Origin of the sequence: Streptomyces sp. W16 (assembly GCF_033194735.1) — a bacterium.
In the GTDB taxonomy this organism is placed as follows: Bacteria; Actinomycetota; Actinomycetes; order Streptomycetales; family Streptomycetaceae; genus Streptomyces.
Map to the genome: position 1 here is coordinate 1 of NZ_JAWOAI010000306.1, position 12,062 is coordinate 12,062.

Below are 12,062 nucleotides of genomic sequence, written 5' to 3' on the forward strand. Positions count from 1 at the left end.
GCCCCGGTGCCGCTGCCCGCGCCCGCCGCGAAGGAGCTGGCCGCCGCTGTCGGTGCCGCCCTGGACAATGTGCGCAGGCACGCCGGTGCGGACGCCCGTGCCTGGATCCTGGTCGAGGACGAGCCCGGGGAGGTCGTGGTGACCGTACGGGACGACGGACCGGGTATCCCCGAGGGGCGGCTCGCGCAGGCCGAGGGGGAGGGGCGGCTCGGGGTCGCGCTGTCGATCCGGGGCCGGCTGCGGCACCTCGGGGGCAGTGCCGAACTGGTCTCGATTCCCGGGCAGGGCACGGAAGTTGAACTGAAGGTACCGAAGGCACGGGGGAAGGCGGGGACACGATGAGTGAGCAGCGGGGCCCGATCAGGGTCATGGTGGTCGACGACCATCCGATGTGGCGCGACGCGGTCGCCCGCGACCTGGCCGAGTCCGGCTTCGACGTGGTCGCCACCGCCGGGGACGGCGAGCAGGCGGTACGCCGAGCACGGGCCGCGGCCCCGGACGTCCTCGTCCTCGACCTGAACCTGCCGGTGCTGCCCGGCGTCCAGGTCTGCAAGGAACTGGTCGGCGCCAACCCGGCGTTGCGCGTCCTGGTCCTCTCCGCGAGCGGCGAGCACGCCGACGTACTGGAGGCGGTGAAGTCGGGCGCGACCGGCTATCTGCTCAAGTCGGCTTCCACGGAAGAGCTGTTGGACGCGGTGCGCCGCACGGCGGTCGGCGACCCGGTGTTCACCCCCGGGCTCGCCGGGCTGGTCCTCGGCGAGTACCGGCGGCTGGCCTCGGACCCGGCACCGGCCGCCGGCAGCGACGAGCCCAAGGCGCCCCAACTCACCGACCGCGAGACCGAGGTGCTGCGCCTGGTCGCCAAGGGCCTGAGCTACAAGCAGATCGCCGAGCGCCTGGTCATCTCGCACCGCACGGTCCAGAACCACGTCCAGAACACCCTGGGCAAGCTCCAGTTGCACAACCGGGTGGAGCTGGTCCGGTACGCGATAGAGCGCGGCCTCGACGACGCGTAAGCAGCCCGGTAGATCAACTCCCCGACAATTCACCGGAATTGATCACGGAATTGACCTTCCCACCCATCCCTCTGTGACCTGGATCACCATTAGCGTGGCTGTCACAGGGAACTGCGGCGAAGGGATCTTTCCATGCGCGTCGGAGTACTGACCGGAGGCGGCGACTGCCCCGGACTCAACGCCGTCATCCGGGGCATCGTCCGCAAGGGCGTGCAGGAGTACGGGTACGACTTCGTCGGCTACCGGGACGGCTGGCGAGGTCCGCTCGAAGGCGACACCGTCCGTCTCGACATCCCCGCGGTGCGCGGCATCCTGCCCCGCGGCGGCACCATCCTCGGCTCCTCCCGCACCAATCCGCTGAAGCTGGAGAACGGCATCGGCCGGATCAAGGCCAACCTCGCCGCACAGGAGGTCGACGCGCTCATCGTGATCGGCGGCGAGGACACCCTCGGCGTGGCCGCGCGGCTCTCGGACGAGTACGGCGTGCCGTGCGTCGGCGTACCGAAGACCATCGACAACGACCTGTCCGCCACCGACTACACCTTCGGCTTCGACACCGCCGTAGGCATCGCCACCGAGGCCATCGACCGGCTGCACACCACCGCCGAGTCCCACATGCGGGTCCTGGTCTGCGAGGTCATGGGCCGCCACGCCGGCTGGATAGCGATCCACTCCGGGCTGGCCGGCGGCGCCAACGTCATCCTCATCCCCGAACAGCGCTTCGACGTCGAGCAGGTGTGCGGCTGGATCACCTCCCGCTTCAAGGCGTCGTACGCCCCGATCGTGGTCGTGGCGGAGGGGGCCATGCCCAAGGACGGCGATGTCGTGCTGAAGGACGGGACCCTCGACTCCTACGGGCACGTCCGGCTGTCCGGGGTCGGCGAGTGGCTGGCCAAGGAGATCGAGAAGCGGACCGGCAAGGAGGCCCGCACCACCGTCCTCGGGCACATCCAGCGCGGCGGCACACCCAGCGCCTTCGACCGCTGGCTCGCCACCCGCTTCGGCCTGCACGCCATCGAGGCCGTCCGCGACGGCGACTTCGGCAAGATGGTCGCCCTGCGCGGCACGGACATCGTCCGCGTACCGATCGCGGAGGCCACGGCCCAGCTGAAGACGGTGGATCCGAAGCTGTACGAGGAGGTCGGAGTCTTCTTCGGCTGAGCCCCGGCCGCGCTCCCGGCGCCGGCCGGGCATCCCAGCCCGTCCGGCGCCCCACCGGCTCCGACTACACCGACCTCGTGCTCGTCCCGCGCAGCTGACCCACCAACTCCCGTACGACAGCTGCCCCGTTGAGCGTCAGCACCGACTCCGGGTGGAACTGCACCCCGGCGAACCCGGGCCCCCGCAGCGCATGCACTTCACCACTCGCGCCACGGCTGACCTCCACACCATGGGCCCCCAGCTCGGCGGTGGCCTCGTCGTCGCACCGTGCCACGAAGCTGTTGTAGAAGCCGACGGTCTCCTCCCGCCCGAACAGATCGACCGTCGTCTGCGCCCCCTGGTACGGAACCTCCTTCCGTACGATCTCCAACCCCAGCTCCGCCGCGATCAGTTCGTGCCCGAGACACACGCCGAGGACACCGTGCCGGTTCTCCCGCACGACCTCGGCGGTCAGCGCCCGCAGAAACCGCATCTTCGGGTCGGCCGTGTCGGAGGGGTCGCCCGGCCCGGGCCCCAGCACCAAGGGCCCCTCGTGCGCGAGCACCGCCTCCCGCAACCCCTCCTCGTCGTAACGGCGCACGGTCACATCGAGGCCGCTCGACCGCAGCACGTGCGCGAGCATCGCCGTGAAGGTGTCCTCCCCGTCGACGACCAGCGCGTGCCCGGTCAGCTCCTCGGACCGCTCCTGCATCCGCAGCCAGAAGGGGGCGAGTGAGGTGCGGCGGCTGTCGAGCGCGGCCCGCACCCGGGGATCGTCGGCGAGCCGGGGGCGGGTCTCCTCGCCCCGCGGCCGGGACGGTCGTACGCCCAACGCGGCCAGTACTCCCGCCGCCTTCGCGTGGGTCTCCGCGACCTCGCTCGCCGGGTCCGAACCGCGGACGAGGGTGGCGCCGACCGGCACCCGCAGTCGGCCGGCCGGGTCGATGTCGGCGGTGCGGATGAGGATGGGGGAGTCGAGGGTCTGGGCACCGCCGGAGTCGCGGCCGAGCAGGGCCAGCGCGGCGCCGTAGTAGCCGCGCCCGCCGGCCTCGTGCCGTTCGATGACCCGGCAGGCATTCTGCACCGGCGAGCCGGTGACGGTCGCCGCGAACATGGTCTCCTTCAGGACCTCGCGCACGTCCAGCGAGGACCGGCCGCGCAACTCGTACTCGGTGTGCGCGAGATGGGCCATCTCCTTCAGCCGCGGCCCGACGACGACCCCGCCCATGTCGCCGACCGTGCACATCATCTTCAGTTCCTCGTCGACGACCATCGACAGCTCCTCGATCTCCTTGCCGTCGGCGAGGAAGGAGAGCAGGTGCTCGGGCGTCGGCCCCTCGGCCGGGTAGCGGTACGTCCCGCTGATCGGGTTCATGACGACGGTCCCGCCGGACATCCGCACATGCACCTCGGGACTGGCCCCCACCAGCGTGCGCTCACCCGTGTGCACGACGAACGTCCAGTACGCCCCCCGCTCACCCACCAGCAGCCGCCGGAACAGCGCCAGCGCGTCGGCCCTGCCGTACCCCGGGATCTCACCCTCGTACGTCCGCCGGATGACGAAGTTGGCGCCCTCGCCGCGCCCGATCTCCTCCCGCAGCACCCGCCCGACGATCTCCCCGTACTGCTCGTCACCGACGTCGAAGCCACCGCCCTCGACCCGCACGTCGTGCGCGGGCAGCTGGTCCAGCGCGTCGGCGAGCGGGACGCCGTACGACTCCTCGGGGGTGAGGAAGGCGAGCGGGGTGCCGTCGTCACGGACGTCGAAGCCGCGCTCGCGGATCTGGCGGAAGGGGATCAGGGCCAGGCCCTCGGCGGGGAGGTCGGCGAGGCGGTCGTGGGTGGAGACCGGGCCGAGGAAGACCTCCACCGTGTTCTCGTCGTGGCCCGGCGTGCGGCGGCGCAGCAGGGCGAACGGGCGGTCGTCGTCCAGCAGCTGTGTCAGGTTCATGGTTCCTCTGCCATCTGTCGGTGAGGAACGACCCCGGAAACGCCGAAGGCCGCCCTCGGGCGGCCTTCGCGAAGTACTGTCGAGTACGCGCAGTCAGTGGGCCGCCGGATGAGCGGTCCACCACCAGTTCTGAGTCGAAAGCGCGAACATGCGAGGCACCATACCCCACGCCCAGCTGAGCGTGCGGGCATCTCACCTGTCGAGCCGTGCGAAAACAGCTCGACACGACCCCGTAATGTTGAGGCCGTGACCGTGAACGCTAAGACCAGCGCGAGCGCTGGCAACACCTGGCGAGACCTGCCCGCGGCGCAGCAGCCCGAGTACCCCGACACCGAGGCTCTGCGCGCAGTGATCGCGGACCTCGCGTCGTATCCGCCGCTCGTCTTCGCAGGCGAGTGCGACCAGCTGCGCGCCCGGTTGGCGGCCGTCGCCAAGGGAGAGGCGTTCCTCCTCCAGGGCGGCGACTGTGCCGAGGCCTTCGACGCGGTGTCCGCCGACCACATCCGCAACAAGCTGAAGACCCTCCTCCAGATGGGCGCCGTACTGACGTACGCCGCCTCGGTGCCGGTGGTCAAGGTCGGCCGGATCGCCGGCCAGTACTCCAAGCCGCGCTCCAAGTCGACCGAGACCCGCGACGGGGTGACACTCCCGACCTACCGGGGCGACTCCGTCAACGGCTTCGCCTTCACCGAAGAGGCCCGCATCCCGGACCCCGAGCGCCTGAAGCGGATGTACAATGCGTCCGCCTCCACGCTCAACCTGGTCCGCGCCTTCACCACCGGCGGCTACGCCGACCTGCGCCAGGTGCACGCCTGGAACCAGGACTTCGTGAAGTCGTCCCCGTCGGGCCAGCGCTACGAACAGCTGGCGCGCGAGATCGACAACGCGCTGAACTTCATGCGGGCCTGCGGGACGGACCCGGAGGAGTTCAAGACAGTCGAGTTCTACTCCTCGCACGAGGCGCTGCTGCTGGACTACGAATCGGCCCTGACCCGGGTCGACTCCCGCACCGGCAGGCTCTACGACGTCTCCGGGCACATGGTGTGGATCGGCGAGCGCACGCGGCAGCTGGACGGCGCGCACATCGAGTTCGCCTCCCAGATCCGCAACCCGATCGGCATCAAGCTCGGCCCGACGACCACCGCCGAGGACGCGCTGCAGTACATCGAGCGCCTCGACCCGGACCGCGAGCCGGGCCGGCTCACCTTCATCGTGCGGATGGGCGCGGACAAGGTCCGCGACAAGCTGCCCGAGCTGGTCGAGAAGGTCACCGCGTCCGGTGCGACCGTCGCCTGGATCACCGACCCGATGCACGGCAACACGTACGAGGCGGCCTCCGGCCACAAGACCCGCCGCTTCGACGACGTGCTCGACGAGGTGAAGGGCTTCTTCGAGGTCCACAAGGGCCTCGGCACCCACCCGGGCGGCATCCACGTCGAGCTCACCGGTGACGATGTCACCGAGTGCGTGGGCGGCGGCGACGAGATCTTCGTCGACGACCTGCACCAGCGCTACGAGACGGCCTGCGACCCGCGTCTCAACCGCAGCCAGTCCCTTGACCTGGCCTTCCTGGTCGCCGAGATGTACAGGGACCAGTAACCGTTTCACCTGTTACAGCAGAGTGCCGTGGGGCGGGGATCACATACGATCCCCGCCCCACGGCACTTTTACAGCTCCTGCGCGGCGGGTAAGGTTAGGTTAGCCTCACCGATTATCGGGATGGCGCGACGACCTTCGATCCCGCCCGGGAGGTGACCCGCGTGTATGTCTGCAACTGCTTCGGTGTGACCGAGGCGCAGGTCGCGAAGCACGCGGAGGGCGGTGCCTGCACCCCCCGGCAGATAGCGTCGGCCTGCAAGGCGGGCACCGACTGCGGGTCGTGCGTACGTCGTATCCAGGCACTGCTGGGTCGGGGCGCCTGTCCGCGCCGCGAGGCGGCCGACCAGGGCGAGTCGATACTCGCCGAGCTGACCGGAGTGGCCGCGATGGCCGATCTGGAAGACGCCGCCTAGCAGGCTCTAGCTGGGCTGCTCGATCTGCTGCGCGATGTAGAGCGCCTCGCCGAGCTGCTCGATCAGCTGGAGCTGCGTGTCGAGGTAGTCGATGTGGTGCTCCTCGTCCTCAAGGATGTCCTCGAAGATGTTCGCGGACGTGACGTCGCCCTTGGCGCGCATCACCTCGATACCGCGCTTGAGGCGGTCGATCGCCTCGACCTCGACCTGCCGGTCCGCCTGGAACATCTCGGTGACCGTCTGACCGACCCGGACATGGAACAGCCGCTGGTAGTTCGGCAGACCGTCGAGCATCAGGATGCGCTCGGTGATCTTGTCCGCGTGCTTCATCTCGTCGATGGACTCTTCACGCGTGTACTTGGCGAGCTTGGTCCAGCCGTTGTTGTCCTGGATGCGGTAGTGCAGCCAGTACTGGTTGATCGCGGTCAGCTCACCGGTGAGCTGCTCGTTCAGGAACTCAAGGACCTCGGGGTCGCCCTGCATCGCAGAGGCTCCTTCCAAAACGGGGGAACTGGCGGGTTGCGCCGCATGATTGCATCGGCGCGAAGAAGTCGTCCAGTAAGTGCATGCTTAGTAGGAGTTGCCCGAATCCGCCCAGAGCCGGTCATGTGCACCGCCCCCCGTCTGTCAGGATGGAGCCATGGGTCAGAGAGGGGTCGAACAGTCCGAGCTGCCGCCCGGCCAGCGACTTCAGCGCGGCTGGCCGGTCACCCACTACGGCCCGGTCCCCAAGTTCCGCCCCGAGCGCTGGGAGTTCAGGGTCTTCGGCGCCACCGCCGACGGCGACAAGCACTGCTGGAACCACGACGAGTTCACGGCTCTGCCCTACGACTCGGTCGTGGCCGATCTGCACTGCGTCACGAAGTTCAGCATGCTGGGCGCCGAATGGGGCGGCATCCCCGCCGGCACGATCCTGGAGACCGCCCCGCCGTCACCCGCCGTCACCCATGTCATGGTCTGGGCGGAGTACGGCTTCAGCGCCAACCTCCGGCTGACCGACTTCGCCGCCGACGGCACCATCTTCGCCACCCACAAGGACGGCGAACTCCTCACCGCGGAACACGGATTCCCGCTCCGCCTGGTCGTCCCCCACCTGTACGCCTGGAAGGGCCCGAAGTGGGTCCGCGGCGTCGAGTACATGACGGCGGACCGGCGCGGCTTCTGGGAGGAACGCGGGTACCACAACGTCGGTGACCCGTGGAAGGAACAGCGGTACTCGTACCAGGAAGGCCCCGGCGAGGGTCCCGAACTGTGACTACGAGTCCCTGAGCTTCTTCAGCCGCTCCACGTCCGCCGCGTGCCCTTCCTTGCCGCCAGGTGTCTCGATGATCAGCGGTACGCCCTCGGTCGCCGGGTGGGTCATCAGCGCGCGGAACGGATCCTCGCCGATATGACCGGAGCCGATGTTCTCGTGGCGGTCCTTGTGGGCGCCGACGACGTCCTTGGAGTCGTTGGCGTGGATCAGTTTCAGCCGTCCCTCGCCGACCGTGTCCACCAGCAGGTCGAGCGTCTGGTGCATACCGGCCGGACCGGTCAGGTCGTGCCCGGCGGCGAAGATGTGGCACGTGTCCAAGCACACACCCAGCTTGGGATGGGCGTCCAGCGCCTCGAAGTACGGCCCGAAGTCCCAGGTCCGCGAGCACAGCGACGAACCCTGGCCGGCCGTCGACTCAAGGAGAAGGAACGGATCGTCGTCGTGGGTCAACTCGTCCAGCAGCGGCAGCAGATGCTCCCGTACCTGGGCCAGCGCCACGGCCCGCTCCCGCCCGCCCGTCGCACTCCCGGTGTGCACGACCACACCGAGCGCGCCGATCTCCCGTCCCCGCCGGAGCGAGTGCCGTAGGGATTCCACCGACTTCTCCACGGTGGCCTCGGTGTGCGAGCCGAAGTTGATCAGGTACGGGGCGTGCACGTACGCCGGGATGGACTCGGCCTCGCACACCGCGCGGAACTCCTCGTCCTGGCGCGGGTTCCCGGCCGGTGTCGCCCAGCCGCGCGGGTTGGCGACGAAGACCTGCACGGTCTCGGCGGCCAGCTCACGGGCGTAGGACAGCCCCACGGAGTGGAGACCGCCGGCCACCGGGACATGGCCGCCGACGGGGTTGCGGGAAGGGATGCGGGAGGGGGACGCGCTGCTCACCCGTCCAGGGTGTCACGCGCGCGTGCCGCCCCCGTCACCGGATGGTGATCGTGATCGTCGACCCCTTGGGGGCCTGCTCTCCCGCGTCCACGGACTGGTCCTTCACGGTGTCGCCGAACAGACCGAGCAGGCCCCGGTCCTCCTTGACCTTGAATCCCGACTCCTCAAGGAGCTTCGTCGCCGCGTCGACGCTCGCGCCGACCACGCTCGGGACCTCGACCATCTCCGGGCCCTTGGACAGCGTCAGCGTCACCGTGTCGCCCTCGGCTGCCTGGCTGTCGCCGGCCGGGGTCTGCTGGGCGACCTGGCCCGCGTCGTACTCCGAGGTGACCTCGGTGGCCGAGACCTTCACCGTGAGACCGGCTTCCTGGAGGTCCGACTTCGCTTCGTCCAGGTCCTCACCGGTGACGTCGGGCACGTCGACCGCGCTGCCCTTGCTGACGGTCAGGGCTATCGCCGAGCCCGCATGGCGCTCCGTGCCCGCCTCCGGGTCCGTGCTGATCACGAGGCCCTTGGCGACGTCGTCGCTGAACTCCCTGGTGACCATGCCGGCCGCCAGCCCGTCCTGCTTCAGCAGGATCTGCGCCTTGGCCAGGCGGGTGCCCGTCAGGTCGGGGACGTTCACGGTCTCCGGGCCGTCCGAGATGGTCAGGGCCACCGAGTCGTTGTCCCGGATGCGGGCGCCGGCCACCGGGTCGGTGCTGATGACGGTGCCGCGCTTCACGGTGTCGCTGTAGGCGTGCTTGACCGACTTGACGTCGAGACCGGCCTCTTTCAGCCGGTCCTTCGCCTGCACCTCGGTCTTCGCCAGCAGCGGCGGGACCTTGGTGAACTGGCCGGAGTTGATGTACCAGACGCCCGCCCCGACCCCGATGATCAGCAGTACGGCGGCGATGATCGCCAGCAGTCCGCGCCGGGGCCGCCGCGCGTCGCGCCGCCGGGGCGGCAGCGGCGGTCCGCTCTCGAACCGGCTGGTCCGGTTGAACGGGTCACCGGGCTCGTCGTCCTCGTTGACCGGCAGCGGGCGCGGCACGGTCAGGGAGCGCGGGATCACGCTCGTACGGTTCTCCGCGTTGGGATGCTCCGAGGCCAGCGCCTGCGGCGGCACCGCGTCCAACTGCTCGTCGCTCAGCCCCGCCCGCGCCTCGCGGACCAGACCGAACAGCGCGACCGCGTCGTACGGCCGGATGTCCGGGGTGCGCGCGGTGGCCGTGGCGACCAGCTCGTCCAGCTCGTACGCCAGCCCCGGCACGGCGGCCGAGGGCGGCGGGACGTCCTCGTGCAGGTGCTTGTAGAGCACGATCGCGGGGGAGTCCCCGTCGTGCGGCTTCTGGCCGGTGAGCATCTCGTACAGGACGACACCGCACGCGTACACGTCGACCCGGGGAGACGCCGTGCCGCCCTCGATCTGCTCCGGCGCGAGATACGAGACCGTGCCGAGCACGTTCTCCGTGGTGCTGGTGACCGTGTCCACGGACCGGACCAGTCCGAAGTCGGCGACCTTGACCCGGCCGTCGTCCCCTATGAGCACGTTCTCCGGCTTCATGTCCCGGTGCACGAACCCGGCCCGGTGCGCGGCACCGAGCGCGGCCAGCACCGGCTCCAGGATGTCCAGCGCGGCCCTCGGCTGCAGCGCCCCGCGCTCGCGCAGCACGTCCCGCAGGGTGCAGCCCGCGACGTACTCCATCGCCAGATAGACGTACGCCCCCTGGGCGCCCTGGTCGAAGACCTGCACCACGTTCGGGTGCGCCAGCCGCGCCACCGACTTGGCCTCGCGGATGAACCGGTCGACGAAGGAGGCGTCGGCCGCCAGCGTCGGGTGCATCACCTTGAGCGCGAGAACCCGGTCCAGGCGGGTGTCCACGGCCCGGTAGACCGTGGCCATCCCGCCGACGGCGATCCGCGCGTCGACGCGATAGCGGCCGTCGAGCAGCTGCCCGACGAGAGGGTCATGAAGGGTCGTATCCACGCAGGTGAGTGTACGAGCCGAGGCTGACAGCACCGCGTTTTCGGCCAGGATCGGGGCTTTACTGCAGCGGACCTGTGACGGATCGCACGCACGGGCGCCCGCACCCGCAGCCGCCGATGTCGAGGAAGCTCCACAGGGGAGGTTCACTTTTCGGCCGACTGGAAACGGGTGGTGCCTGGGTGGGAGACGGAACGGGAGTGCAGCCCGGGGTGCCTAAAAAGCGGGCCGTTCAGGATCCAACGCGGCGAGGCCCTCCGCAGGAGAAGACGCCGAGGCGAAGTGCCTACGAGGGATACGCCCCGCCCGGAAGGCCAACCTCCCCGCCTCCACAGCCGCCCGCATGCCGGAGGCCATGAGCACCGGCTCCTGCGCCCGCGTCACCGCCGAGGCGAGCATCACACCCGCGCACCCCAGCTCCATCGCGAACGCCGCGTCGGACGCCGTACCGGCCCCCGCGTCCAGAATCACCGGCACGCGCGCGTGCTCGGTGATCAGCTGGAAGTTGTGCGGGTTGCGGATCCCGAGCCCGGAACCGATCGGCGACCCCAACGGCATGATCGCCGCGCACCCGACGTCCTCCAACTTCCGCGCCAGCACGGGGTCGTCGTTCGTGTACGGCAGCACCGTGAATCCGTCGTCGACCAGGGTCTCGGCGGCGTCGAGCAGCTCGATCGGGTCGGGCAGCAACGTGCGCTCGTCCGCGATCACCTCAAGTTTGACCAGTGCCGTCCCGAGCGCCTCCCGCGCCAGCCGCGCCGTCAGCACCGCCTCGCCCGCCGTGAAACAGCCCGCGGTGTTGGGCAGCACCCGGATACCGAGCCGCTCCAGGACGGACAGCACCGAACCGTGCACGGAGGCGTTCACGCGCCGCATCGCGACCGTCGTCAGCTCCGTCCCGGAGGCCACCAGCGCGCGCTCCAGGACGTCGAGGCTGGGCGCACCTCCGGTACCCATGATCAGCCGGGACGTGAAGGAAGTACCACCGAGGACGAAGGGGTCGTCGGCCATGGGTCAGCCTCCTTGGACGGCGGTGAGGACCTCGACGCGGTCCCCCTCGGAGAGGGAGGTCGAGGGCCACTCCGCGCGCGGGACGACGGTTTCGTTGAGGGCGGCGGCCACACCGGAGGGCGACGCGGCCAGGGTGCGCACGAGGGTGTCGAGAGCCGTGCCGGGAGCGATCACCCGGGGCTCCCCGTTGACGGAGACGTTCATGCGGGCTGCTCCATACGCGCTTGGGCGCCGAACCGCTCCGGGGTGAACGGGCGTGCCTCGTCCGGGAGTTCACCGGTGCTCAGGGCATGCGCCAGGGCGTCACCGGTGACCGGCGTGAGCAGCACGCCGTTGCGGTAGTGCCCGGTGGCCAGCAGCAGCCCCGGCAGTTCGGTCGGGCCGAGCAGCGGCGCGTTGTCGGGGGAGCCGGGGCGCAGTCCGGCCCGGGTCTCGGTGAGCGGCAGTTCGGTGATCCCGGGAACCAACTCGTGGGCGTCGCGCAGCAGTTCGTAGACACCGCCGGCCGTCACCGTCGTATCCCAGCCCAGCTCCTCGCTGGTCGCGCCGACGACCAGCTCGCCGTTCTCGCGCGGCACCAGATAGACCTGGCTGCCGCGCACCACGGCCCGCACGGTCCGGCTCAGGAACGGCGCGTACCGCTCCGGCACGGTCAGCCGCAGCACCTGCCCCTTCACGGGCCGTACGGGCGGCAGGACGTCGTCAGGGACCCCGGCCAGCCGCCCGCTGAGGCTGCCGCCCGCGAGCACCACCTGGTCCGCGCCCAGCACTTCCCCCTCGCGCGTGACGACCCCCGTGGCGCGGTCCTGCCCGACCGTGAGCCGCT

General features: G+C 70.1%; 14 protein-coding genes. 6 read left to right on the forward strand and 8 right to left on the reverse strand.

Features of this window, described 5'->3' with window-relative positions; translation table 11 throughout:
• The 3 genes from R6V09_RS32615 to R6V09_RS32625 all read left to right on the forward strand — a co-directional run.
• A partial coding sequence (locus R6V09_RS32615; protein ID WP_317885062.1) for an ATP-binding protein occupies positions 1-342 on the forward strand: 342 nt, incomplete at its 5' end.
• On the forward strand, positions 339-1,016 hold the full coding sequence (locus R6V09_RS32620) for a response regulator (protein ID WP_262059858.1): 678 nt from the start codon (positions 339-341) through the stop codon (positions 1,014-1,016). The genes R6V09_RS32615 and R6V09_RS32620, both read left to right, overlap by 4 nt.
• A 132-nt stretch (positions 1,017-1,148) precedes the next feature.
• Positions 1,149-2,177, forward strand: a complete 1,029-nt coding sequence (locus R6V09_RS32625; RefSeq protein ID WP_317885063.1) for a 6-phosphofructokinase — start codon at positions 1,149-1,151, stop codon at positions 2,175-2,177.
• A 64-nt stretch (positions 2,178-2,241) separates the two neighbouring features.
• Here R6V09_RS32625 and R6V09_RS32630 read toward each other — a convergent pair whose 3' ends face one another.
• Positions 2,242-4,107: an anthranilate synthase family protein gene (locus tag R6V09_RS32630; RefSeq protein ID WP_317885064.1), complete on the reverse strand. Its 1,866-nt coding sequence runs from the start codon at positions 4,105-4,107 to the stop codon at positions 2,242-2,244.
• A 93-nt stretch (positions 4,108-4,200) separates the two neighbouring features.
• Entirely contained in the window at positions 4,201-4,269 is a 69-nt protein-coding gene (locus R6V09_RS54705; protein WP_200711611.1) for a trp operon leader peptide, read from the reverse strand.
• Between the two features lie 84 nt (positions 4,270-4,353).
• Between R6V09_RS54705 and R6V09_RS32635 the strand changes: the two genes are divergently transcribed.
• A complete protein-coding gene (locus R6V09_RS32635; protein WP_317885065.1) occupies positions 4,354-5,706 on the forward strand; it encodes a class II 3-deoxy-7-phosphoheptulonate synthase in 1,353 nt (450 codons plus the stop codon).
• A 152-nt stretch (positions 5,707-5,858) separates the two neighbouring features.
• On the forward strand, positions 5,859-6,119 hold the full coding sequence (locus tag R6V09_RS32640) for a (2Fe-2S)-binding protein (RefSeq protein ID WP_317885066.1): 261 nt from the start codon (positions 5,859-5,861) through the stop codon (positions 6,117-6,119).
• A gap of 6 nt (positions 6,120-6,125) precedes the next feature.
• Here R6V09_RS32640 and bfr read toward each other — a convergent pair whose 3' ends face one another.
• A complete protein-coding gene (gene bfr / locus R6V09_RS32645) occupies positions 6,126-6,602 on the reverse strand; it encodes a bacterioferritin (RefSeq protein WP_317885067.1) in 477 nt (158 codons plus the stop codon).
• Between the two features lie 157 nt (positions 6,603-6,759).
• On the opposite strand from bfr, the gene R6V09_RS32650 reads away from it, so the two are divergent.
• Positions 6,760-7,374: a sulfite oxidase-like oxidoreductase gene (locus tag R6V09_RS32650; protein ID WP_317885068.1), complete on the forward strand. Its 615-nt coding sequence runs from the start codon at positions 6,760-6,762 to the stop codon at positions 7,372-7,374.
• Here the strand turns inward: R6V09_RS32650 and R6V09_RS32655 are convergent, their stop codons facing one another.
• From R6V09_RS32655 to R6V09_RS32675, 5 genes are all read right to left on the reverse strand, one after another.
• Entirely contained in the window at positions 7,375-8,259 is an 885-nt protein-coding gene (locus R6V09_RS32655) for a deoxyribonuclease IV (RefSeq protein WP_317885069.1), read from the reverse strand.
• Between the two features lie 34 nt (positions 8,260-8,293).
• Complete coding sequence (gene pknB / locus R6V09_RS32660) at positions 8,294-10,228, reverse strand: Stk1 family PASTA domain-containing Ser/Thr kinase (RefSeq protein WP_317885070.1); 1,935 nt, start codon at positions 10,226-10,228, stop codon at positions 8,294-8,296.
• A gap of 213 nt (positions 10,229-10,441) precedes the next feature.
• The gene (locus R6V09_RS32665; protein WP_317885071.1) at positions 10,442-11,236 is read right to left on the reverse strand and encodes a thiazole synthase; all 795 of its coding nucleotides are present in this window, start codon (positions 11,234-11,236) and stop codon (positions 10,442-10,444) included.
• 3 nt (positions 11,237-11,239) lie between these two features.
• A complete protein-coding gene (gene thiS / locus R6V09_RS32670; protein WP_317885072.1) occupies positions 11,240-11,440 on the reverse strand; it encodes a sulfur carrier protein ThiS in 201 nt (66 codons plus the stop codon).
• Positions 11,437-12,062 (reverse strand): FAD-dependent oxidoreductase (locus tag R6V09_RS32675; RefSeq protein ID WP_317885073.1); only part of this gene is annotated, 626 nt, incomplete at its 5' end. The genes thiS and R6V09_RS32675, both read right to left, overlap by 4 nt.

Excerpts from the sequence above, each read along its gene's own strand:
- thiS (WP_317885072.1), bottom strand. The coding sequence starts at position 11,440 with ATGAACGTCTCCGTCAACGGGGAGCCCCGGGTGATCGCTCCCGGCACG.
- R6V09_RS32625 (WP_317885063.1), top strand. The coding sequence starts at position 1,149 with ATGCGCGTCGGAGTACTGACCGGAGGCGGCGACTGCCCCGGACTCAAC.
- R6V09_RS32665 (WP_317885071.1), bottom strand. The coding sequence starts at position 11,236 with ATGGCCGACGACCCCTTCGTCCTCGGTGGTACTTCCTTCACGTCCCGG.
- R6V09_RS32620 (WP_262059858.1), top strand. The coding sequence starts at position 339 with ATGAGTGAGCAGCGGGGCCCGATCAGGGTCATGGTGGTCGACGACCAT.
- bfr (WP_317885067.1), bottom strand. The coding sequence starts at position 6,602 with ATGCAGGGCGACCCCGAGGTCCTTGAGTTCCTGAACGAGCAGCTCACC.
- R6V09_RS32630 (WP_317885064.1), bottom strand. The coding sequence starts at position 4,107 with ATGAACCTGACACAGCTGCTGGACGACGACCGCCCGTTCGCCCTGCTG.
- R6V09_RS32650 (WP_317885068.1), top strand. The coding sequence starts at position 6,760 with ATGGGTCAGAGAGGGGTCGAACAGTCCGAGCTGCCGCCCGGCCAGCGA.